This window comes from Rhodococcus sp. SJ-2 (assembly GCF_053750035.1).
Genome location: NZ_CM132340.1, coordinates 5,550,197 through 5,572,185 on the forward strand (window position 1 = coordinate 5,550,197; position 21,989 = coordinate 5,572,185).

Here is a 21,989-nt window from a genome sequence, read left to right on the forward strand (position 1 = left end):
GTCCACCGAGGTGGACCGAAACATCCTCTGACGTGGGGCGGGCGGGGCTCGAACCCGCGACCAATGGATTATGAGTCCACGGCTCTAACCGACTGAGCTACCGCCCCTCCGCAGCGACACGTCGCCGCAGAGCGCTATCCCGTACCGGACAGCGCGTACGCATGGTACCCGGCAGCAGATACCTTCCGACGCATCGGGGGTCGCGACCCGCTGAGAAACCTTCCTCCGCTTACTCGGGTCTCCTCAGGTTGTCGACGCGAGGAAACCCGAGAACATGGGGGAAAGTCGCGAACCTGGCCGCTGTGCCTGATACGTCATATCTGAAAGGCACCGAAACAGAAAATCCTCCCACCCCGCGTGGGGTGGAAGGATTTTGTGCGCTCCCCCGGCTGGACTCGAACCAGCAACCCTTCGATTAACAGTCGAATGCTCTGCCAATTGAGCTACAGGGGATTGACCTGCGGTGCTCCGGGGCGTTTCCCCCGGTGCGTGAAAAACCATAGCGCCCCTCCCACCGCAGCACCAAATCGCCTGCGTGTGGGCATGCGGAGCGTCATCGGGCAGGATGGAGAAGACGCGCACACAGGGTGGAAGGACGACACATTGATGGGATTGTTGGTCGGGGTTGCCGCGGGATACGTGCTCGGCACCCGGGCAGGCCGAGCCCGATACGAACAGATCAGCAAGACCGCCAAGGCGGTGGCCGCCAGTCCGGTCACCAAAAAAGCCATCGAGGTGGGACGTCAGAAGCTCTCGGACTCGTTGAACCCGCAGCCGAAGCTCGAACCGATGAAGCCGATCGACGAGACGACGACGGTCATGATCCCGCGAGATCAGCTCAAGAAGTAGCGTCAGCCGGCCAGGCCATCGCTGCCCGCATCTCCGATGGCCTGGTCGAGCAGGCTACGCCGATACTGTTCCAATGCGACGAGGTCGCCGAGCAGCGCATGGAACTCGTCCGACTCCGTGGCCGGCGAGATGCGTTGCAGCTTCGATTTGAGCTCTGCGACCTGCTCACCTACCCACACTTCCTGCAGACGCGCGAGTACTCCCCCGATGTAGCGGGGCATGCGGTCCTCTTCCGCAGGGATCGGCTCGACTGCGAGTTCCGTCACCAGCGAGTGCACAACCGGGTCGGTTGCGGCGCGACCGACCGCGTCGACCCATTCGGCACCGCCCATTCCCGAACCCACGCCTCCTACGCGAGCGATCGCCTCACGCACGGCAGAATAGGCAGGGTCGGTGAACGTCTCGGCGGGCAACGAATCGAACACCGTGCCCGCGATACCCGGATACTGCAGCGCAGCCTTGAGGCCGTCACGTTGCGGCCACAGCGCAGGATCACCCGGCCGGGGACGGCGCATCGCCGACTCCTGCGACGAGGAACTCTTGTCGACCGCGACGGCCCGAGATCTGGGCGCTGATGTCCGGCTGCCCCCGCGACGCGCTTCTTCCTGGACTCGGCGGCGAACCATGGGGATGTCGTCCCAGCCCACCCAGTGGGCCAGTTGCACCGCATAATTGTCCCGCAGGGAGCGGTCCTTGATCTGGGCAACAACCGGTACACAGCGACGGAGCGCTTCGACGCGTCCTTCCGCCGTGTCGAGATCGTGTTCGAGCAGGATCGACTTCACGACGAACTCGAACATCGGGGTGCGCCGCGCAACGAGATCACGAACAGCGGTGTCGCCGGACGCCTGCCGGAGCTCGCACGGATCCATTCCCTCCGGTGCGATCGCGACGTACGTCTTCGCTGCCGTCTTCTGGTCGCCCTCGAACGCCTTCATGGCTGCGGCCTGCCCGGCAGCGTCACCGTCGAAAGTGTAGATGACCTCGCCGCGGAAGTAGCTGTCGTCCATGAGCAGACGCCGCAGCATCGCGAGGTGCTCATCGCCGAACGCGGTACCGCACGACGCAACAGCGGTTTTCACCCCGGCAAGGTGCATGGCCATGACATCGGTATAGCCCTCGACGATCACCGCCTGATGCGACTTGGCGATCTCCCGTTTCGCGAGGTCGAGACCGAACAGCACCTGAGACTTCTTGTACAGCACCGTTTCCGGCGTATTCATGTACTTGGCGGTGATGGTGTCGTCGTCGTAGAGCCTGCGGGCACCGAATCCGATGACATCGCCTGCGAGATTGCGGATGGGCCAGAGCAACCGGCGGTGGAACCGGTCGATCGGTCCGCGACGCCCCTGCCGCGACAATCCCGCCGCCTCGAGTTCCGCAAACTCGAATCCGCGGCCCAGAAGGTGCTTGGTGAGCTGATCCCAGCCCCCCGGCGCATATCCGCAGCCGAACATCTCGGCGGCAGTCTGGTCGAAGCTGCGCTCGGTGAGGTAGTCGCGCGCGGCCTGCGCGTCGGGGCTGCGGAGCTGTTCGGCGTAGAACTGCTGCGCGGCGGCGTTCGCGGCGACCAGACGGGCACGGGTACCGCGATCGCGCTGCACGGACGGACCCCCGCCCTCGTAGCTGAGGGTGTAGCCGACACGTTCGGCGAGCTGCTCGACGGCCTCCACGAAGCTGACGTGTTCGATCTTCTGAATGAACGAGTACACGTCGCCACCCTCACCACAACCGAAGCAGTGGAAATGCCCGTGGTTGGGTCGGACGTGGAACGACGGCGACTTCTCGTCGTGGAAGGGGCACAACCCCTTCATCGAGTCGGCGCCCCCACGTTTGAGAGCGACATAGTCGCCCACGATGTCTTCGATCCGAACGCGGTCGCGAATGGCCGCGATGTCTCTGTCTGAAATTCTGCCGGCCACGACGACGAGTCTAGGCCGTGATCGCGTCCCGTCCGGCAGCGGTCGCTACTAGCCCCAACTGGCCTGCGCGGCGAGACTGTCGCGGTCGATCCGCTCCAGTCGCGATTCGGTACAGGACGCGATCTGATCGACGATGACACGCACCTTGGCTGCATCATCGGGTGCAGCCTCCCACTCGGCGACGTAGATCGGGTCGAGGCCTACCGGCGCCGTTCGCAGCAACCATTCGGCTACCCGATGGATACGTTCGCGCTGGCCCGCCTGCCTCGTTCGATGAGCACTGTCGGACATCACGAACTGCAGAGCCATGGTCTTGAGCAACGCGACCTCGGACGCCACGATCGACGGAATCACCAGGTCGGCGTCGTAACGGATGATCGGCGCGTCGCCGGTGGCGGCACGGGTACCGCTGATCGCGGCCGTCGCATAACGGCCGACGAGTTCGCTGGTGAGCCGTTTGAGCGCGACAGAGCTGGTGAGTGTGCCGTCGTATGTTCCCACCCCGACCACGACAGGCAGAGTGAACAGGCGCTGCGCGGCCTCCTCTAGCTCGGCCGGGTCGAGGCCGGAGAACTCTTTCATGCCCAGTGCGATCAGACCGGCCACGGATCCGGCTTCGCCGAGGATCCGCAGGTCGATGCGACCGTCGATCACACCGTCTTCGACGTCGTGCACCGAATACGCGACGTCGTCGGACCAATCCATGATCTGCGCTTCGAGGCACCGGCGACGCTCAGGAGCACCGTCGCGGATCCAGTCCAGTTCGTCGGCGTCGTCGTCGTAAGCGCCGAACTTCGCTCCCGGTGCGGGGCGGATCCACGGATACTTGAGCGTCGCGTCCAACGAGGTACGAGTGAGATTCAACCCCGCGCTCGTACCGTCCGCATGGAGGATCTTCGGTTCGAGTGCAGTGAGGATCCGCAGGTTCTGGGCATTTCCTTCGAAGCCCCCGCACGGCGCCGCAACCTCGTCGAGCGCGCGTTCACCATTGTGCCCGTAGGGCGGGTGGCCGATGTCGTGGGCGAGTCCTGCCAGGTCGACCACGTCGGGGTCGGCCCCGAGTCCTTCGGCGATGCTACGACCGATCTGGCCTACTTCCATCGAGTGGGTGAGCCGGGTGCGGGGGGTGTCGCCGTCGCGGGGGCCCACCACCTGCGTTTTGTCCGCGAGGCGGCGTAGAGCAGCGCAGTGCTGGACGCGGGCGCGGTCGCGCGCGAAGGCGGTGCGATCGGCTGCAGCGGCTCCCGCACCGGCAAGTCCCGATCGTTTCGGCGCTTCCTCCGCACGTCGCGCGAGGTCGTGTTCGCTGTATCCCGGCATCCCACCGCCCTTCGTCGTTGCGATCTCGGTCACTGGTCGGCCGTATATTCGAAATCCGCTGAGTAGTGCGTGATCTGGTACCAGATGAGCGCCCCGGTTTCCCGGGCAATGCCGTGGAACTGCGACTCGCGTGTGAATACTGCCGGCCCCTGCCGAGTGGGTGCGGTCCATGCATCGAGTCCGGCGTCGCGTGCCATCGTCCGCGTACGCAGGCCGTGCCATGGATCACTCACCAGGACAGCGGAGGACAGACCCATATCGCTCATCTCCTCGCTGACCGCCTTGATGCTCAGGAGGGTGTCGGACCCCTCCTCGACCGCCACGATGGCATCCGCGGGCACGCCGGTCTCGATGAGGTAGTTCTTGCCCGCGGCCGCTTCGGTGAACAGATCGCCCTCCTGCTTGCCACCGACCGTGACGATCGTGTCGGATACACCGTGTTCGTAGAGCTTGCGCGCCTGTTCGAGGCGCGCCTCGAACACCGGCGACGGAGTTCCCGAGTACTGCGCGGCACCGAGTACGACGATGGCGTCTGCTGGTGTCCAGTCATCGATGCGCGCAACCTGCCACACCCGCACTGCCGTGCCGCCCACCACCAGGAGCGCAGCGAGGAGCACTCCTGCGATCAGACGACGGCACCACCGAGCGAGTCGAGACCCGAGACTGCGCTGGTCGTCGGCGACGCTCGTGGCGATGTCGGGGCGGCGGGATGCGGTGCTCACTCCCCGATTCTGCCAGTGCCCCGCCGGGCGCCCGTGCTGACACGCACCACGGAGCCATCCGGGCGCGTGAAACCGATAGATTCGTCCCATGGCTCACCCATCGGCCGCGCAACGGCATCTCACGCCTGCCGCACTCGCCCTCATTCCCGTCCTGCTCGCGGTCGCAGCCTGGTTGATGGCTCCGGCCCTGGCCTCCGCCGAGCCGCCCTCGCGGCTTCCGCAACCGATCACCGACACAGCGGGTGTGCTGAGCGATGACGACACCGCCCGCATCCAGGCTGCGACGAATGTGTTGTACGACGAGCATCAGCTGCAACTCTGGGTCACGTACGTGTCGACGTTCGACGGGTACGACCGCGATAGCTGGGTCCAGACGACCGCGCGAGCCAGCGGATTCGGCTCGGACACCGCCCTGCTCGCTGTCGCGACCGACGATCGCGACTTCGCACTGTGGACTCCGAACGGCTCCGAGATCACCTCGTCCGAACGCGACCGGATCGCGACGAACGACGTCACGCCGGCGTTGCGCACGAGCGACTGGGCGGGAGCCGCAGTGGCAGCCTCCGAAGGACTCGGCAACGCCCTGACCCCCTCGAACGCACCCGTGACGACGCTGCTGGTCGGCGGTGGTGTCATCGCCGCAGGTGCCGGCGGGGTGTACCTGTACTCACGCCGGTCGAAGAGCAAGCGCGCCGAGGCCGGTGCCGCGCAGGCCGCCCAGATCGACCCCAATGACGTGGACAGCCTGCGTTCGCTGCCGCTAGAGGGTCTCGAACTGTACGCGCAGGAAGTGCTCGTGGAGACCGACAACGCGGTGCGATCGAGTTCTGAAGCACTCGAACTGGCGCGTGGTGAGTTCGGGCCGTCCGCGGTGCAACCGTTCGACCGGGCCTACGAGCAGGCCAGAGCTGCTCTGACTTCCGCGTTCGAGATCAGGCAGCGTCTCGACGACGACATCCCGGAGACCCCGCAGCAGCAGCGCGACATGCTCGTGCAGTTGATCTCGTCGTGCGGTAAGGCAAACAACGATCTCGACGCGCAGGTCGAGGCGTTCGACACCATGCGCAACCTGCTTCTCGATGCCCCGAAACGCCTCGACGCGCTGACCCAGCGCGCGATCGGGCTGCGAGCTCGACTCCCCCGGTCCGAGACGGTCCTCACCCAGCTGCGCGGCGAGTTCCCTGCCGGTGCGCTGACGCCCGTCGCCGACAATGTCGCGCTCGCGCGGGAGGAAATCTCGTTCGCCGAGAAGGCGATCGACGAGGGCCGGACCGCGGTCGCGCGACCCGCAGGCGAGCAGGGCGACGCGGTACGCGCCATCCGCGAAGCCGAGGGCGGCCTGGGCCATGCGACGACGCTGCTCGACTCCGTCGACCATGCTGCCGAGGACATCCGGCGGGCCATCGCGACCCTTCCCGCAGCGATGGAGGATGCGGCGCAGGGCATCGCGGACGCCGCCCAGCTTTCATCGGCGGGCGGCCCGGACCTCGATGAAGCGCGTAAGGCGGCACAGGACGCGCTCGATCGTGCGCGAGCCGAGCAGCACAACGACCCGCTGGGCAGTTTCACCCGCGTGGTGGAAACGGATGCACGACTCGATGCGTTGCGCGCGCAGACCCGCGAAGCGCAGGAAGCCGCGGAACAGGCCCGCCGACGCCTCGAGCAGGACCTGGCAGCGGCACAAGCACAGGTCACCGCCGCATCGGATTTCATCGGCACGAGGCGCGGTGCGGTCGGAGCGCAGGCCCGTACCCGGTTGTCGGAGGCAGAGCGGCATCTGGAGGCGGCACAGCAGTTGGCGCAATCGGATTCTGCTGCCGCCCTGCAGCACGCTCACGCCGCCGCGAGCCTGGCCGCGCAGGCGTTGCGATCGGCTCAGAACGACGTGCAGAAATGGGACCGGCAGCAGCGACCGCCGGGTGGGGGCTCGTCGGGCAGCAACATGACCGGCGCGATCCTCGGCGGCATCCTCATCAACAGCGTCCTGAACAGCGGCCGCGGAGGCGGAGGCTTCGGCGGCGGGGGTGGTTTCGGCGGCGGGGGTGGTTTCGGCGGGTCGAGCGGGGGCCGCTTCTAGAGAACACGCCGAGCCCGCAGTATCGGAGAATATCGCTCTCGCAGCCATCGAATTGCTTTCTTGTTTCGGAGAACCCTGGTAGCTTGCCGGTCAACCCCCGAATAGGTGACGAATGCCACATTCCACGTGAGGAGCTCCTTGTCGTGACGCAGACGGATTCCGGCAGAAATCGCATCCACTTCGATCGACACGCCCCCGCGTATCGAGAACAGTTCGAGTCGATCACCAAGGACATGCACTCGGGTTGTCCCATTGCGTGGACCGACACCCACGGTGGGCATTGGGTCGCGGCCGGGGCCGATGAGGTGTTCCACCTCGCCCGGTCCGAGGACATCTCCAACGACAACGACGTCCAGGGCGTCCGCCGCGGCTACCGTGGCATCACGATTCCCACCGGGGAGCTGCCGAACGGCGCACGCGGCGGCATGCTCGAGATGGACCCGCCCGAGCATCGGTATTACCGCCAGACGCTGAACCCCTACCTCTCACCGGCGGCTGTCAAACGATGGATTCCGGTCATCGACGAGGTGGTCCGCGCATGTCTCGACGAGAAGATCACCACCGGACGGATCGACTTCGTCGACGATCTCGCGAATGTCGTGCCTGCGGTGCTCACCCTCGGGATGCTCGGCATCCCGCTCGCAAAATGGGCGATCTACAACGAACCGGTGCATGCGTCGGTGTATACGCCGCCCGACTCTCCCGATCGAGCCCGCGTCGCCGACCTGCAGCGCGCGATGGGAGCCGACCTCTACGCCGCCGTCGCGCAAGCTCGCGTGGATCCACGCCCCGGACTGGTGAATGCGGTGGTGCATGCGGATATCGACGGCGAGAACCCGCCCGATGTGGAAGTCCTCGGCATGTTGTCGCTGTTGATCGGCGGCGGATTCGATACGACGACCGCACTCACCGCACACTCACTCGAATGGCTGTCACACAACCCGGACCAGCGAGAACTACTCAGCCGCGAGCGGGAGACCTTGCTCGACTCCGCAACCGAGGAATTCCTGAGATTCTTCACACCCGCCCCCGGAGACGGACGCACCTTCTCGGCCGACTGCGAATACGCAGGAGCACAGTTCCAAGAAGGCGAACGACTGTGGCTCTCGTGGGCGATGGCCAATCGTGATCCCGCACTGTTCGACGATCCTCACAACGTCGATCTCGAACGGAAAGGAAACCGCCACTTCAGTTTCGGACTCGGGATTCATCGCTGCATCGGATCCAACGTAGCGCGAACGGTGTTCAAACGGATGCTCGTGGCGGTGCTGGACCGAATGCCGGACTTCCACTGCGACCCCACCGAGGCCGTGCATTACGAGACCATCGGGATCATCCAGGGAATGCGGAACCTTCCCGCAACCTTTACCCCCGGCCCCCGACTGGGCGCCGGTCTCGACGAGACGCTCGCCCGACTTCAGACGGAGTGCGACGAGCGAGGACTCGCCGAGCCCATCACAGCGCAGACCGGAAGGTCGCAGTAGACGCAGAAGTCAGGCCCACCGCGTCGACGCGGTGGGCCTGACTTCTGCTGTTGTGCCTGGGATCACCAGCTCGAGTACCGGCGATCAGCACCCGATCAGACGCTGCGCGAGGTAGCCCTCGACCTGATCGAGGCTCACGCGCTCCTGCGCCATCGTGTCGCGCTCGCGGACGGTGACGGCCTGATCTTCGAGAGTGTCGAAGTCGACGGTGATGCAGAACGGCGTGCCGATCTCGTCCTGGCGGCGGTAGCGGCGACCGATCGCACCGGCGTCGTCGAACTCGATGTTCCAGTTCTGACGAAGACGAGCGGCGAGATCCTTGGCCTTCGGGCTGAGATCCGCGTTGCGCGAGAGCGGCAGCACCGCCGCCTTGACGGGTGCGAGCCTGCGGTCGAGGCGCAGCACGGTGCGCTTGTCGACGCCGCCCTTGGCGTTCGGCGCTTCGTCCTCGGTGTAGGCATCGACGAGGAATGCCATCAGCGACCGGGTGAGGCCTGCAGCCGGTTCGATCACGTACGGCGTGTAGCGCTCGCTGGTGGTCTGGTCGAAGAAGCTCAGGTCGGCACCCGAATGCTGTGCGTGGGTGGACAGATCGAAGTCGGTGCGGTTCGCGACGCCCTCGAGCTCACCCCATTCGCTGCCTTGGAAGTGGAAACGGTACTCGATGTCGACGGTGCGCTTCGAGTAGTGCGACAGCTTGTCCTGCGGGTGCTCGTACAGGCGCAGGTTGTCCTTGTTGATGCCGAGGCCGGTGTACCAGTCCATGCGGTAGTCGATCCAGTACTGGTGCCACTGTTCGTCTTCACCCGGCTTGACGAAGAACTCCATCTCCATCTGCTCGAACTCACGCGTGCGGAAGATGAAGTTGCCCGGGGTGATCTCGTTGCGGAAGCTCTTACCGATCTGGCCGATGCCGAACGGCGGCTTCTTGCGGGACGTGGTGAGCACGTTTGCGAAGTTCACGAAGATGCCCTGAGCGGTCTCGGGGCGCAGGTAATGCAGACCCTCTTCGCTCTCGATCGGGCCGAGGTACGTCTTGAGCATCATGTTGAAGTCGCGGGGCTCGGTCCATTGCCCCTTGGTGCCACAGTCGGGGCACGCGATCTCGGTCATCGCGACGGAGTCCGGGTCGTCGAGCTTGTTCTTCTCGGCGTACGCCTCCTGCAAGTGGTCCTGCCTGTGGCGCTTGTGACAGCTCAGGCACTCGACGAGCGGGTCGTTGAAGACGCCGACATGGCCGGAGGCGACCCACACCTGACGGGGCAGGATCACCGACGAATCGAGGCCCACGACGTCGTCACGGCTGGTGACCATATTGCGCCACCACTGCTTCTTGATGTTGTCCTTGAGTTCCACGCCGAGCGGGCCGTAGTCCCAGGCCGACTTGGTGCCGCCGTAGATCTCACCGCAGGGATAGACCAGCCCACGGCGCTTGGCGAGGTTGGCAACGGTATCGATCTTGGATTTGGGTGCCACTCGGATTCTCTCCATCTCGGATGCGGGTTCGCAGCATGCGTCGATCTCCAAGACTATCGTTCGGTGACCGGGCACCGAACACGCGGCGGTTGACATGCACATCCATGCATATCAAAATGAGATCGGTTTGCATTAGTGCGCTGTCCGCCCCCGAAGGAGCACCCTTGAGTCTCGACTCCGGTCATCACGACTGCACGGTGGGCGCTCGCACTCCAGAACCGCACGAACCCGGCGAGATCCGGCAGCCGATCCCCCCCGACACTTTGGTCACCGCGGGCGAATTGCTTCGCGCACTGTCCGCGCCTATAAGAATCGCGATCGTCCTTCAATTGCGGGAATCCGCGCGATGTGTGCACGAGCTCGTCGGCGCACTCGGCGTCACCCAGCCATTGATCAGCCAGCACCTACGTGTCCTGAAGACCGCCGGCGTCGTCCGCGGAGACCGATCCGGACGTGAAGTCCTCTACCGACTCGCGGACGAACACCTCGCCCACATCGTCGTCGACGCTGTCGCCCATGCCCAGGAACCTGCCGCCCAGGAAACAATCGCCCTGGGAACACCTGAACAGGAAGGTTGACGTCCACCTTGACCTCCGCCCGCAAGCCCCTCGTCGGGGTTCGCTCGACCAAACAACGCAGCGCGATCGTCGCCCTGCTCGACGACACCGAAGAGTTCCGGACGGCCCAGGACCTCCACGACGAACTCCGCAAGCGCGGAGACGCGATCGGCCTGACCACCGTGTATCGAACACTGCAGTCGCTCGCCGAGACGGGCAGCGTCGATGTGCTCCGCACCGATTCCGGGGAGTCGATGTTCCGACGCTGCTCCTCGGGTCATCACCACCATCTCGTGTGCCGCCGCTGTGGATTCACCGTCGAGGTGGACGGACCCGAGGTCGAGCGCTGGGCACACGAGATGGCTGACGCGAACGGATTCGTCGACGTCAGTCACACCATCGAGATCTTCGGCACGTGCAAGGATTGCGCACTCGCCGAGGACTGATCGGTCATGTCGTTTCGTCTGCAGGGTCGGCGCCTGCGCCCACGGCCCCCCGAGCACTCGCAGCACCGTCGAGCACCAGCAGGAGCATCGTCGTCAGCGCGGTGTCTTCGAGGCCGGTGATGGGGAACGAGTAACGCAGGACGACGTCGGCCTCGGCGTCGCGTTCGATCAGATGAACCGAACCGAACTGCACGGCGTCGGCAGCCGTGGCCACCCGAGCGCGCACGTCGTCGCCGAGGGGAAGATCCCAGCCTAGGACCCCGGTGAGCGACACGACATCGAGCCCGTCGGTGAGGGTGACCACCTGTGCCGCGAACGGGACCGCACCGTAATCGAATCCGAGGGCGTCGTCGCCATTCGGCTCGGAGGTGCGCAGATCGACGAACGGGGCGAGCAGACCGGCAATCCGCTCCCGGAAAGCCGTCATTTCACACCGCCGAACCGGCGGTCGCGGGACGCGTACTCGACGCAGGCCGACCAGAGGTCGCGTCGGTCGAAGTCTGGAAAGTTCTTGTCCTGGAATACCATTTCGGCGTAAGCCGATTGCCACAGCAGAAAGTTCGAGGTCCGCTGTTCCCCTGACGGCCGAAGGAACAGATCGACATCGGGCATATCCGGCTCGTCGAGATAGCGGGCCACCGTCGCTTCGGTCACCTTCTCGGGATCGATCTCGCCGGCCGCGACGCGACGTGCGATCTCGCGGGCCGCATCGGCGATCTCGGCTCGGCCACCGTAGTTGACGCACATGACGAGAGTCATCACGTCGTTGTCCTTGGTGAGCTCCTCGGCGATCTCGAGTTCCTTGATCACGCTGCGCCACAGGCGCGGGCGACGCCCGGCCCACCTGACGCGCACACCCATCTCGTGCATCTCGTCGCGGCGGCGGCGGATCACGTCACGGTTGAAGCCCATGAGGAACCGGACCTCATCGGGGCTGCGCTTCCAGTTCTCGGTGGAGAACGCGTACGCGGACAACCACTTGACGCCCACCTCGATGCTGCCGCACACGGCGTCCATGAGAACTGCTTCGCCTCGTTCGTGGCCGGCGGTGCGCGGCAATCCGCGCTCCTGCGCCCAGCGACCGTTTCCGTCCATGACCAACGCGACATGCTGCGGAATCAGCTCGGGCTGGATGATCGGGGCACGCGCCCCCGACGGATGCGGGTCTGGTGGGCGGATGGTGCGGTCAGCCGGTCGGTGCGGTTCGCGTCGTCGAATCACGGTCTCCATCCTGCCTGACGCCGACTTCCGAGCTCCCGCCCGCGTGCGGACCGCCACGTTCGATGAGCGGCAGCGTCCGTAGTTGACGCTCTAGGTGCCATTGCAGATGCGCAGCGATCAGACCGCTCGTCTGACTCAGTACCGAGGCCGATGCAGATTCGCTGACCTCCCAGTTCCCCCGGTTGAGCGCATCCATCAGCTCCAGCACTCCCGGTGCGGGCGTCGCCGCTCCCGGCGGCCTGCATTCGACACAGACGGCACCGCCCGCTCCTACATGGAACGCCGTGTGTGGTCCTGGACGGTCGCAACGGGCGCAGTGTGTGATCGCGGGTGCCCAGCCGGCGTAGAGCATGGCGCGCAGCAAGTAGGCGTCGAACACCAACTCCGGAGGACGCGTGCGGTCGCACACCGCACGCAGGGCACCGACGGTCAGTGCGTGGAGCCGGGGAACGGGAGCGCGTTCCTCGCCGGCAAGGCGTTCGGCCGTCTCGAGAATCGCACACGCGGTGGTATAGCGCCCGTAGTCGTCCACGATGCCGATTGCGAACGCGTCGAGCGTCTGGACCTGGGTGACGACATCGAGATTGCGCCCGGGGTGCAACTGCACATCGATATGAGCGAAAGGTTCGAGGCGCGCACCGAACTTCGAGCGGGTGCGGCGGACCCCCTTCGCGACGGCTCTGACCAGCCCGTGACGGCGGGTGAGCAGGGTGACGATGCGGTCGGCCTCACCCAGCTTGTGCTGGCGCAGCACCACAGCGTTGTCCCTGTACAACTTCACGCATCCGAGTGTGTCATGTCGCAACGACAACGCCTTCGCGGTGCGCGACCCCGCGTCGGGAACCTCGACACCGATACTGAAACGCGTTACTGTTCGTTCGAACGAACAACTTGGGGGATGCATGACCACGCACGACGTAACCACCCGATCCGCCGGGCTGACCGAGACGGTTGCCGCCCTCGACGCCGGCACCGCCACCTCGGTCGAACTCGTCCGCGTCGCACTCGACCGGATCGACGCGAGCCGATCCACACTCAACGCTTTCCGCGTCGCACGGCGGGAAGCAGCGCTGACCGAGGCAGCCGAGGCCGATCGACGCCGCGCCGCGGGCGAACGCCGTCCCCTGCTCGGCGTCCCGATCGCAGTCAAGGACGACACCGACGTCACCGGTGAGACCACAGCCTTCGGCTGCCCGGGCGAATTCCCGGTTCGCAACGACGACGCCGAAATGGTCCGCCGTCTGCGCGACGCCGGTGCAGTGATCGTCGGCAAGACCCATTCCTCCGAGGTCGGTCAGTGGCCCCTGACCGGGAACTCCACCTACGGATACACACGCAACCCTTGGTCACGGGGGCACACACCTGGCGGATCATCCGGCGGGAGCGCCGCGGCGGTCGCCGCCGGACTGGTCCCCGCAGCACTCGGCTCCGACGGCGCCGGTTCGGTTCGGATCCCGGCCGCCTGGACCAATCTGGTGGGCATCAAGCCGCAGCGCGGTCGGATCTCGATGTGGCCCCATCCCGAGGCGTTCTATGGGCTGACCACGCACGGACCACTCGCTCGCACGGTCGCCGACGCTGCGCTTCTCCTCGACGTGGTGAGCGGCAATCGCGCAGGCGATCTCCATCGCCGCGAGCCGATGGCCGTCTCCGACGCGGTAGGACGCGACCCCGGACGACTGAGAATCGCGTTGTCACTGAAGCTTCCGTTCACCGCCACGCCGAGACAGCTCGATCCTCGGGTACGTGTCCGCATCACCGCACTCGCCGCGACCCTCCGCGATCTCGGACACAAGGTGATCCTCGCCGACCCGGACTACGGAATCATGTTCGGTCTGAATTTTCTTCCGCGGTCGATGGCCGGAATCAACGACTGGGTGAGCGCGTTGTCCGACCCGTCCCTGACCGACCCGCGCACACGTGGCAATGCCCGCACCGGCAAACTCCTGCACGGATTTCCGCTTCGCGCCGCGAGAGCCGCCGAACCCAGGCTGCGGCGCCGTGTCGGCCGGATATTCGACCGGGTCGATGTCGTCCTCACCCCTACCACCGCGACACCGCCGCCACCGATCGGTGCGATCGACGGCCTCGGTGGCTGGGCCACCGACAAGGTGATCACCGCAGCGTGCCCGTATGCGTGGCCGTGGAACGTACTCGGATGGCCCGGAGTGAACGTTCCTGCCGGTTTCACCGACGAAGGATTGCCCGTAGGTGCACAACTTCTCGGGCACGACGACTCCGAGCCGATGCTCGTCTCACTCGCAGCGCAACTCGAATCGGTATTGCGCTGGGACGAACAGAGCCCGGTCGGGTGGTGGTAGTCGTGACCACCGATGCCCGGCACCGAATCATCGAGGCAACACTGCATCTCATCGGAACGGACGGAATCGCGGGAATCACCAATCGGCGCATCGCGTCCCGCGCCGAGGTGTCGCTGGGGTCGATCACCTACCACTTCCCCAGCCAATCCGATCTGCTGAAGGCGGCGCTCACGACCTTCGTCGACGAAGAGACCGAACGACTGCGCACGATCGCCGACTCGTATCGTTCTCAGACACTGTCGGTCATGGAAGCCGCGGCCCTCACCGAGCGGGTCGCAGAGGATCTCGCATTCACCGCCGAACGGATCGCACCGTACGAACTGTGGATCCAGGCGGGCCGGGATCCGGATCTGCGTGCGACCGCGGACGAATGCTGGTCCGCGTACGACGCACTGACCGTGACGATCCTCCGCGTCCTCGACGTCCCGAACGCAGAGGTGATCGGGCCGATCCTGGTCGCGACGATCGCCGGACTGCAACTGCGGCGTCTGTCGACCGGGTCCGGCGCGGATATTGCCGCCGCGACACTCCTCCTGCTCCAGGGAGCAACGCAACCCTGATCCACCGCGTTACGCGACGTCTTCCTCAGAGTTGCACCGTTCCGCTACCCACTTCCCTACCGCCCTCCAGGACACCGACTTCCACGTCCTCAGAATCGACGGTGATCTCGGCTGTGCATACGATCGGAACGGTCGACCTCGTCCCCGGTGCGAACGGCTCACCATGCGCAGGCCCTTTGATCGTGCAGGTGATCGCGTCCGCCGACGCAAAGGACACCTGTGGGCGATATCCGGAGAAGAAGGGGCTGCTGCGTCCACCGACGTTGCTCGGCTTCATCGACAGGTCGACGAGAATCTCTTCTCCCGCAGGGAACGTGACCGGACCCACCGCGACTTCGTCCTCCGCGAGACACCCGGCGACGAAGAACAGGGACGCCGCGGCAACCGCGAGAGGGGCATATACACGCATTCGGACCTCCGCATCGACAACGATGCGGAGACCCTAGCTCCATCGGACATATCCGACATCTACGTATTCCATCGGGAGGATCACCCGAAAGCAGCAGCGACGGGGTCAGAACCCGAGGCGACCGAGTTGCTTGGGATCCCGCTGCCAATCCTTCGCGACCTTGACATGCAGATCCAGGAAGATCTTCACCCCGAGCAGCCTCTCGATCTGAGTGCGCGCCGCCGTGCCCACCTCGCGCAGACGCGCGCCACCCTTGCCGATGACGATGCCTTTCTGGCTCGGGCGTTCCACGTAGAGCAGAGCATGCACATCGAGCATCTCACCCTGTTTCTCGGTGCGCCCCTCACGCTCTCGAATCTCCTCGATCACCACGGCAAGTGAATGTGGAAGCTCGTCGCCGAGGCCCTCGAGTGCCGCCTCGCGAATGAGCTCCGCCATGAGGGTTTCTTCGGGTTCGTCGGTGAGTTCACCGTCGGGGTAGAAGGCAGGCCCCGGCTCCATGTGCGAGGCGATCACGTCGACGAGGACTTCGACCTGCTCCCCCGAGGTCGCCGATACGGGAACCACGTCGGTCTCGCTGCCGAGCAACTGCGACACCGCGAGTAGCTGCGCTGCGACCTGCTCCTTACCCACTTTGTCGATCTTCGTCACGATGCCGATCAGCGGAGTGCGCGGCGCCACGGTGCGGAGCTGTTCGAGAATCCAGCGGTCGCCGGGGCCGATCTTCTCATCTGCGGGAAAACACATGCCGATGGCGTCGACCTCGGAGTATGTGTCGCGCACGAGGTCGTTGAGTCGCTGACCGAGCAAGGTCCGGGGCCGGTGCAGTCCCGGAGTGTCCACGAGGATCAGCTGCGTATGGTCACGGTGGACGATCCCGCGAATGGTATGGCGTGTGGTCTGCGGTCGCGACGACGTGATGGCGATCTTGCTGCCCACCATCGCATTCGTCAGCGTCGACTTACCGGTATTGGGACGCCCTACGAAACAGATGAATCCGGAACGGAATTCGGAGGCGCTCATTCTGTGTTCTGCCATCTGGTGTTCGACGCTGCTACGTCCTCGTTCACGATGCAGAGCACGCGCCGTCCTCCTTTCGTGAGGTGGGTGAGTCTTCGGATTCCGGAACGCGCCGGACGAACACGGTATTGACGCGGACGCGGCCGCGGACATCGGGGCCGCCTTCGCCACGCAGGACGAGTCCGTGAGTGTGCACCTGCGACCCCGGCAGCGGAACGCGCCCGAGTTCGTAGCCGAGTAGTCCGCCGACGGTGTCGACCTCGTCGTCGTCGATCTCGATACCGAACAGTTCGCCGAGATCCTCGACCGGGAGGCGAGCGGAGACACGATAGGTCTCATCACCGAGAGCCTCGATATCGGGGATCTCCCCGACGTCGTACTCGTCGGCGATCTCGCCCACGATTTCCTCGATGAGATCCTCGATCGTGACCAAGCCCGCGATGCCGCCGTATTCGTCGACGAGCACGGCCATATGGTTGCGGTCGCGCTGCATATCGGACAAGAGGTCGTCGAGACGCTTAGAATCGGGCACGAACACCGGCGGACGCATCACCTCGGCGACCGAGACACTGTGCCCGCCGTCGCTCGCGTCGTAGGTCTGTTGTACGAGGTCCTTCAGATAGACGACCCCGCAGATGTCGTCGACGTTCTCGCCGATCACCGGGATGCGGGAATGTCCGCTGCGCACGGCGAGAGAAGTCGCCTGCCCTGCGGTCTTGGTGCTCTCGATCCAGACCATCTCCGGTCGGGGCACCATGATCTCGCGCGCGGTGGTGTCGCCGAAATCGAAGACCGACTGGATCATCCGTCTCTCGTCATCGGCCACCACTCCGCGTTCCTGCGCCAGGTCGACGAGCTCGCGCAGCTCGATCTCGTTGGCGAACGGACCGTTACGGAACCCTCGGCCGGGGGTGACGGCGTTGCCCACGAGGATCAGGACCCTGCTGATCGGGCCGAGGACCACACCCAGCACGCGCAGCGGCGCAGCAGCGGTGAGTGCGATCGTGTAGGCGTGCTGCCTGCCGAGTGTCCGCGGCCCCACACCGATCACGACATAGTCGATCACGACCATGACCGCGGCACTGATGACGAGAGCCGCCGTACGATTCAAATGACCGAGCAGCTCCCCGGCGAGCACGACTGTCGCCGTGAGCTCACACAGGATACGAAGCAGCACGGCAAGATTGACGTATCGAGGCCGGTCTTCGAGGATTGCGCGGAGCCGGCGGGCACCCGCACGGCCTTCTTTCGCGAGGTCGTCCACGCGCGCAGGCGAGACCGTGTTGAGCGCTGAATCGACGGCCGCGAAGAGCCCGCCGATCACGACGAGCAGTACCGCGAGGACGTAGGAGATCACGGTGCTCACGCCGGCCTCACTCCAGCGGTGATGCCGGTGGTCTCACATCGCGTCCCATCTTCCGACGACACGGCTCAGATCTCCGGATTGTCGACGAATCCGGCCTTTCCGAGCAGCTGCTGATCGCGCGCGGCAAGCCGTGCGTCACGCTCGGCAAGGCGCAGTTCCTCGTACCACTCGGCGAGCAACTGGTTCTGGAGGCCGAACATCTCCTTCTCTTCCTCCGGCTCGGCGTGGTCGTAGCCGAGTAGGTGCAACATTCCGTGCACCGTGAGAAGAGCGAGTTCGTGGTCGAGCGAATGACCGGCCTTCTCCGCTTGGTCTGCGGCGAACGACGGACACAACACGATGTCGCCGAGCATGGACGGGCCCGGCTCGGGTGCGTCCGGTCGGCCTCCAGGCTCGAGTTCGTCCATCGGGAACGACATCACGTCGGTGGGACCGGGCAGATCCATCCAACGCACGTGCAGATCGGCCATGGTGTCGGAATCCACGAGCACCATCGACAGTTCCGCAGCGGGATGCACGTCCATTCGGGCGATGACGAAACGGGCGACGTCGAGCAGTTCTTCCTCGACGACCTCCATCCCGGACTCGTTCGAGATTTCGATGCTCATGACTGTCGTTCCTTCTGCACTTCTGACGGATTCGGGTTGTGCGGCATGCTCACCGGCGCTGGACCCGGTGTTGTGCGGCGCGACGCTGGGCTCGATTGCCGAGGCCCGCTGCGCCGTCTCGCTCGGCTTCGAAGCGCCCATAGGCGTCGACGATGTCGGAGACGAGCCGGTGACGCACCACGTCGCTGCTGTCGAGCCGTGCGAAGTGGATGTCGTCGATGTTGTCGAGGATCTCGGCAACAGCAGCAAGACCCGACCGGGCGCCGCCGGGCAGGTCGACCTGGGTGATGTCGCCGGTCACGACGATCTTCGACCCGAAGCCCAGTCGAGTGAGGAACATCTTCATCTGCTCAGCAGTGGTGTTCTGCGCCTCGTCGAGGATGATGAAGGCGTCGTTCAAACTCCTACCACGCATGTATGCCAGCGGCGCGACCTCGATCACCCCGGCCTGCATGAGCTTCGGAATCGCTTCGGGATCCATCATGTCGTGAAGGGCGTCGTGCAGGGGACGCAGATACGGGTCGATCTTCTCGTGGAGAGTTCCCGGCAGGAATCCGAGCCGTTCGCCTGCCTCGACCGCGGGACGGGTGAGGATGATGCGGGTGACCTGCTTGGCCTGCAGAGCCTGCACTGCCTTCGCCATTGCCAGGTACGTCTTGCCGGTGCCCGCCGGACCGATGCCGAACACGATCGTGTTGGCGTCGATCGCGTCGACGTACCGCTTCTGATTGAGCGTCTTCGGACGGATCGTCTTTCCACGTCGCGACAGGATGTCGAGGCTGAGCACCTCCGCCGGCGACTCGGACAGCCCGTTCGTGAGCATCCCGACGGTGCGGCGCACGGCATCGGGACCCAGTTGCTGGCCTCGGCGTACCAGCGTGACCAGTTCCCCGATCACCCGTTCGGCAAGGGCAACATCAGCGGGCGTACCACTGAGGCTGACGGTGTTGCCTCGCACGTGGATGTCGGCGGCAAGGGCCGCTTCGAGTGCGATGAGGTTTTCGTCGGCTGCGCCGACCAGGGGGGCTGCAGCCTCCGGCGGAAGATCCAGGCTCGATCGGACCGGGATCCGGCCTGCGTCGTCGGGGTCGCGTGTGCGGTCTGGTTCACTCACGTGGACGGAACGGCCTGCTTTCGGGTCAGATACGGACACGACGGGCGTCGTGTCCGTAGCCCAGTCTAGCGCCGTACGGTGCGCGCCTTCACGGCATTGCTGCGGCCGGTGCCCGGGCTCCGCATCGCGGCCCCGGATTCACTCCCTCGCCTGCAGCCAAAGCCGCGCCGATGCGACCACTTCGGCGGCGCGATCGGGACTCACGCCGGCGAGGACCAGCACTCCGAGTGCCATGGCACGGCTCGCATCATCGACGACCCCCTGATTGGCTTGTTCGAGCGTGGCAATCGTCAGGCCCTCCATCATCCCCACGAGCACAACGGTCGGTAGATAGCGAGAGAAGACGCCCGCTGCGCGCCCTCGTTCGACGACACCGAACGTGTGAGTGCGAACCGGCGCGATCAGCTGAGCGATTCGTTCCTCTCCGACTTCCTTCCGGGCAAACGACAGCAACACCCGGTATCGATCGCCGACCGGGCTCAGGCGCAGCACCCCGACCGCAAGCGCCACGGCAGCATCCTCGGGCTCGGGCTGCTCGACGGACGCCGCGAGCGCCGTTCCCGCCTCGTCCGCGAGCCCCTCGACGAGCGCGTCCCGGTTGGGGAAGTGCGCGTACACGGTACGTCGCACCACGCCCGCTGCTTTCGCGACGTCGTCCATGCTCGCATCCGGGTCCGCTGCGAAGCAGCGCATGGCCGCGTCGAGGATCCGCGAGCGGTTCGCATTGGCACGCTTCCGCGGACTGGGGACCGATTCCTCCACGCTGCTCATCCTCGTTTCTCCGCACATGTGATTCACGTTCCAGTCTAGTTGCACACGTCTGTGCAATTAACTAGATTGCACACGACTGTGCAACAACGGCCCGGCGCCCGGGCTCTCATCGAGGAGAACCGCATGACCGACACTGCCCCGGAGGTTCGGCGATCCGCCGAATCGGACCCCTACCCACGGCGATGGGCCGGTCTGGCGATCCTGTGCCTGAGTCTGCTCATCGTGGTGATGGCGAACACCGCGCTGATCGTCGCGGCGCCGGACATGCTTCGTGATCTACAGCTCACGAGCACCGACATGCAGTGGGTCATCGACGGATACACCGTTCCGTACGCGGCGCTGATGCTCCTGTGCGGCGTTCTCGGCGACCGGTTCGGTCGGCGACGAGCACTCCTCGCCGGACTTATGGTGTTCGCCGCCGGAGCCGTGTACGGAAGCCTGGCAGACAGCGCCACCGAGGTGATCGCCGCACGCATCGCGATGGGGGTCGGCGCTGCGGTGATCATGCCTGCAACCCTTTCCCTCCTCGTTGCAATGTTCCCGGCACACGAGCGCACCCGCGCGATCGCGGCATGGGCCGCAACCTCCGGGCTCGCCATCGCACTCGGTCCGCTACTTGCCGGATGGCTACTCGAATCACATGCATGGGGCTCGACATTCCTGATCAACGTGCCGATTGCCGCGGCCGCGGCAATCGCTTCCCTGATCCTCGTCCCACCGTCCCGCGCAGACAACCTCGACCGCACCGACTGGACCGGGGGGTTGCTGTCGATCCTCACCGTCGGCGGACTCGTCTACGCGATTATCGACGGATTCCACTTCGGCTGGAGCACAGCAACTCTCGGCGTAATCGCGGTGTCCGTGGCTGCAGCGGTGGCGTTCGTCGCGTGGGAATCGAGGCACCCACAACCACTTCTCGATCTCAGGCGGGTCGCCGACAGGACCGTCGGGGCAGCGTGTATCTCCGTGTTGCTCTTGTTCTTCGCAACTTTCGGGGTCATCTACTTCGTCGCACAGCAGTTCCAGTTCGTGCTCGACTACGGACCGCTCGAAACAGGCCTGCGCCTGCTTCCGCTCGCCGGGGCGGTCTCCGCGGGCGCGGCGGCAAGCGCTCGACTCGCACCCAGGTTCGGTACGCGCGTGACAGTGACCGCCGGGATGGCAGCGGCGACGGCGGGGGTACTGGTGCTCACGCAGTCCCACTCCGATTCCGGGTACGGGATCTACCTCGCGTGCCTGCTGCTCCTGGGCATCGGCATCGGCATTTCGACGCCGCCTGCCACCGACCTGATCATGGCCGGCTTTCCCGAGAACGAACTCGGTGCAGCAGGCGGACTCAACGATACCGCCGTCGAATTCGGCGGTTCACTCGGAATAGCTTTGCTCGGTTCGGTTCTCGCCACTGCCTACCATCAGTCGATCGCGGGCTTCCTGTCGGAGCTGCCATTCGGAGAGCTGACGGGGCCCATGGCCGAACAGGCAGAACTGGCCGTTACCGCAGCAGGCGACTCCGTGGGCGGCGCCTCGATCGTCGCGGAAGAACTCGCCACGAATCCGTTTGCCTCGCGCTACGCGGAACCGTTGCGAGAGGCCGCGGGCGCCGCGTTCTCCGACGCCATCGGGCAGGCGAGTCTTGTCGGGGGCATTGCACTGGCGGTCGGGACTCTGCTGGTCGCGACGATCCTGCCGTCAGCAGACCGAAGGCCACACGATCACATCGACCTCATCTCCGGGAAGTAGTCGCTC

21 protein-coding genes and 2 tRNA genes are annotated in these 21,989 nt (G+C 65.4%); 8 read left to right on the top strand and 15 right to left on the bottom strand.

Going from position 1 to position 21,989, the window contains the following annotated elements; translation table 11 throughout:
• Positions 1 to 33 precede the first annotated feature (33 nt).
• Positions 34 to 107, bottom strand: a tRNA-Ile gene (locus tag ACSYG9_RS25915).
• Positions 108 to 380: 273 nt separating this feature from the next.
• Positions 381 to 453 (bottom strand) — tRNA-Asn (locus ACSYG9_RS25920).
• Between the two features lie 153 nt (positions 454 to 606).
• Here ACSYG9_RS25920 and ACSYG9_RS25925 point away from each other — a divergent pair.
• Complete coding sequence (locus tag ACSYG9_RS25925) at positions 607 to 849, top strand: hypothetical protein (protein ID WP_169686231.1); 243 nt, start codon at positions 607 to 609, stop codon at positions 847 to 849.
• A 2-nt stretch (positions 850 to 851) separates the two neighbouring features.
• Here ACSYG9_RS25925 and dnaG read toward each other — a convergent pair whose 3' ends face one another.
• The 3 genes from dnaG to ACSYG9_RS25940 are packed head-to-tail and all read right to left on the bottom strand — an operon-like array spanning position 852 to position 4,813.
• Positions 852 to 2,771, bottom strand: coding sequence for a DNA primase (gene dnaG / locus ACSYG9_RS25930; protein WP_454840469.1), 1,920 nt, complete (start codon positions 2,769 to 2,771; stop codon positions 852 to 854).
• Positions 2,772 to 2,819: 48 nt separating this feature from the next.
• Positions 2,820 to 4,091, bottom strand: a complete 1,272-nt coding sequence (locus ACSYG9_RS25935; protein WP_454843041.1) for a deoxyguanosinetriphosphate triphosphohydrolase — start codon at positions 4,089 to 4,091, stop codon at positions 2,820 to 2,822.
• Between the two features lie 29 nt (positions 4,092 to 4,120).
• A complete protein-coding gene (locus tag ACSYG9_RS25940; RefSeq protein ID WP_440125136.1) occupies positions 4,121 to 4,813 on the bottom strand; it encodes an ElyC/SanA/YdcF family protein in 693 nt (230 codons plus the stop codon).
• A gap of 88 nt (positions 4,814 to 4,901) precedes the next feature.
• Here ACSYG9_RS25940 and ACSYG9_RS25945 point away from each other — a divergent pair, with 88 nt between their 5' ends.
• Together ACSYG9_RS25945 and ACSYG9_RS25950 are read left to right on the top strand one after the other, a co-directional pair.
• Positions 4,902 to 6,890: a TPM domain-containing protein gene (locus tag ACSYG9_RS25945; RefSeq protein ID WP_454840471.1), complete on the top strand. Its 1,989-nt coding sequence runs from the start codon at positions 4,902 to 4,904 to the stop codon at positions 6,888 to 6,890.
• Positions 6,891 to 7,033: 143 nt separating this feature from the next.
• Positions 7,034 to 8,374 carry a cytochrome P450 gene (locus ACSYG9_RS25950; RefSeq protein ID WP_454840473.1) on the top strand — a complete coding sequence of 447 codons (1,341 nt, stop codon included), beginning with the start codon at positions 7,034 to 7,036 and terminating at the stop codon, positions 8,372 to 8,374.
• An 84-nt stretch (positions 8,375 to 8,458) separates the two neighbouring features.
• On the opposite strand, the gene ACSYG9_RS25955 is transcribed toward ACSYG9_RS25950, so the two are convergent.
• Positions 8,459 to 9,850 carry a glycine--tRNA ligase gene (locus ACSYG9_RS25955; RefSeq protein ID WP_440125139.1) on the bottom strand — a complete coding sequence of 464 codons (1,392 nt, stop codon included), beginning with the start codon at positions 9,848 to 9,850 and terminating at the stop codon, positions 8,459 to 8,461.
• Between the two features lie 164 nt (positions 9,851 to 10,014).
• Here ACSYG9_RS25955 and ACSYG9_RS25960 point away from each other — a divergent pair, with 164 nt between their 5' ends.
• Positions 10,015 to 10,428 (top strand): metalloregulator ArsR/SmtB family transcription factor, encoded by a 414-nt coding sequence (locus ACSYG9_RS25960; RefSeq protein WP_440125140.1) that lies wholly within the window; start codon positions 10,015 to 10,017, stop codon positions 10,426 to 10,428.
• Positions 10,429 to 10,436: 8 nt separating this feature from the next.
• Positions 10,437 to 10,853, top strand: a complete 417-nt coding sequence (locus ACSYG9_RS25965) for a transcriptional repressor (RefSeq protein ID WP_440127817.1) — start codon at positions 10,437 to 10,439, stop codon at positions 10,851 to 10,853.
• 4 nt (positions 10,854 to 10,857) lie between these two features.
• Here the strand turns inward: ACSYG9_RS25965 and ACSYG9_RS25970 are convergent, their stop codons facing one another.
• The 3 genes from ACSYG9_RS25970 to recO are packed head-to-tail and all read right to left on the bottom strand — an operon-like array spanning position 10,858 to position 12,855.
• Positions 10,858 to 11,280, bottom strand: a complete 423-nt coding sequence (locus ACSYG9_RS25970; RefSeq protein WP_454840475.1) for a hypothetical protein — start codon at positions 11,278 to 11,280, stop codon at positions 10,858 to 10,860.
• Positions 11,277 to 12,083, bottom strand: a complete 807-nt coding sequence (locus tag ACSYG9_RS25975) for an isoprenyl transferase (protein ID WP_169686218.1) — start codon at positions 12,081 to 12,083, stop codon at positions 11,277 to 11,279. The genes ACSYG9_RS25970 and ACSYG9_RS25975 overlap by 4 nt, the downstream gene beginning before the upstream one ends.
• Positions 12,040 to 12,855, bottom strand: a complete 816-nt coding sequence (recO, locus tag ACSYG9_RS25980; protein WP_440125142.1) for a DNA repair protein RecO — start codon at positions 12,853 to 12,855, stop codon at positions 12,040 to 12,042. Before recO ends, ACSYG9_RS25975 begins: the two co-directional genes overlap by 44 nt.
• 121 nt (positions 12,856 to 12,976) lie before the next feature.
• Between recO and ACSYG9_RS25985 the strand changes: the two genes are divergently transcribed.
• The gene (locus tag ACSYG9_RS25985; RefSeq protein ID WP_454840477.1) at positions 12,977 to 14,395 is read left to right on the top strand and encodes an amidase; all 1,419 of its coding nucleotides are present in this window, start codon (positions 12,977 to 12,979) and stop codon (positions 14,393 to 14,395) included.
• Between the two features lie 2 nt (positions 14,396 to 14,397).
• Positions 14,398 to 14,955 carry a TetR family transcriptional regulator gene (locus tag ACSYG9_RS25990; RefSeq protein ID WP_440125144.1) on the top strand — a complete coding sequence of 186 codons (558 nt, stop codon included), beginning with the start codon at positions 14,398 to 14,400 and terminating at the stop codon, positions 14,953 to 14,955.
• Between the two features lie 25 nt (positions 14,956 to 14,980).
• Here ACSYG9_RS25990 and ACSYG9_RS25995 read toward each other — a convergent pair whose 3' ends face one another.
• The 6 genes from ACSYG9_RS25995 to ACSYG9_RS26020 all read right to left on the bottom strand — a co-directional run bounded on the left by ACSYG9_RS25995 (position 14,981) and on the right by ACSYG9_RS26020 (position 20,234).
• Positions 14,981 to 15,364 (bottom strand): hypothetical protein, encoded by a 384-nt coding sequence (locus ACSYG9_RS25995; protein ID WP_440125145.1) that lies wholly within the window; start codon positions 15,362 to 15,364, stop codon positions 14,981 to 14,983.
• A 105-nt stretch (positions 15,365 to 15,469) separates the two neighbouring features.
• Positions 15,470 to 16,387 carry a GTPase Era gene (gene era / locus ACSYG9_RS26000; protein ID WP_440125146.1) on the bottom strand — a complete coding sequence of 306 codons (918 nt, stop codon included), beginning with the start codon at positions 16,385 to 16,387 and terminating at the stop codon, positions 15,470 to 15,472.
• A 43-nt stretch (positions 16,388 to 16,430) separates the two neighbouring features.
• Positions 16,431 to 17,750: a CNNM domain-containing protein gene (locus tag ACSYG9_RS26005; RefSeq protein ID WP_440125147.1), complete on the bottom strand. Its 1,320-nt coding sequence runs from the start codon at positions 17,748 to 17,750 to the stop codon at positions 16,431 to 16,433.
• Between the two features lie 65 nt (positions 17,751 to 17,815).
• Positions 17,816 to 18,358, bottom strand: a complete 543-nt coding sequence (gene ybeY / locus ACSYG9_RS26010; RefSeq protein ID WP_247273487.1) for an rRNA maturation RNase YbeY — start codon at positions 18,356 to 18,358, stop codon at positions 17,816 to 17,818.
• A 49-nt stretch (positions 18,359 to 18,407) separates the two neighbouring features.
• Positions 18,408 to 19,472 carry a PhoH family protein gene (locus ACSYG9_RS26015; RefSeq protein ID WP_454840479.1) on the bottom strand — a complete coding sequence of 355 codons (1,065 nt, stop codon included), beginning with the start codon at positions 19,470 to 19,472 and terminating at the stop codon, positions 18,408 to 18,410.
• Between the two features lie 138 nt (positions 19,473 to 19,610).
• Positions 19,611 to 20,234 (bottom strand): TetR/AcrR family transcriptional regulator, encoded by a 624-nt coding sequence (locus tag ACSYG9_RS26020; protein ID WP_454843042.1) that lies wholly within the window; start codon positions 20,232 to 20,234, stop codon positions 19,611 to 19,613.
• 132 nt (positions 20,235 to 20,366) lie between these two features.
• On the opposite strand from ACSYG9_RS26020, the gene ACSYG9_RS26025 reads away from it, so the two are divergent.
• Positions 20,367 to 21,983 carry an MFS transporter gene (locus ACSYG9_RS26025; protein ID WP_454840480.1) on the top strand — a complete coding sequence of 539 codons (1,617 nt, stop codon included), beginning with the start codon at positions 20,367 to 20,369 and terminating at the stop codon, positions 21,981 to 21,983.
• Positions 21,984 to 21,989: the final 6 nt, after the last annotated feature.

Bases quoted from the DNA above. Each gene is read 5' to 3' on its own strand.
- ACSYG9_RS25925 (WP_169686231.1), top strand. From the start codon at position 607: ATGGGATTGTTGGTCGGGGTTGCCGCGGGATACGTGCTCGGCACCCGG.
- ACSYG9_RS25935 (WP_454843041.1), bottom strand. From the start codon at position 4,091: ATGCCGGGATACAGCGAACACGACCTCGCGCGACGTGCGGAGGAAGCG.
- ACSYG9_RS25945 (WP_454840471.1), top strand. From the start codon at position 4,902: ATGGCTCACCCATCGGCCGCGCAACGGCATCTCACGCCTGCCGCACTC.
- ACSYG9_RS25970 (WP_454840475.1), bottom strand. From the start codon at position 11,280: ATGACGGCTTTCCGGGAGCGGATTGCCGGTCTGCTCGCCCCGTTCGTC.
- ACSYG9_RS25975 (WP_169686218.1), bottom strand. From the start codon at position 12,083: ATGGAGACCGTGATTCGACGACGCGAACCGCACCGACCGGCTGACCGC.
- ACSYG9_RS25985 (WP_454840477.1), top strand. From the start codon at position 12,977: ATGACCACGCACGACGTAACCACCCGATCCGCCGGGCTGACCGAGACG.
- ACSYG9_RS25995 (WP_440125145.1), bottom strand. From the start codon at position 15,364: ATGCGTGTATATGCCCCTCTCGCGGTTGCCGCGGCGTCCCTGTTCTTC.
- era (WP_440125146.1), bottom strand. From the start codon at position 16,387: ATGAGCGCCTCCGAATTCCGTTCCGGATTCATCTGTTTCGTAGGGCGT.
- ybeY (WP_247273487.1), bottom strand. From the start codon at position 18,358: ATGAGCATCGAAATCTCGAACGAGTCCGGGATGGAGGTCGTCGAGGAA.
- ACSYG9_RS26025 (WP_454840480.1), top strand. From the start codon at position 20,367: ATGACCGACACTGCCCCGGAGGTTCGGCGATCCGCCGAATCGGACCCC.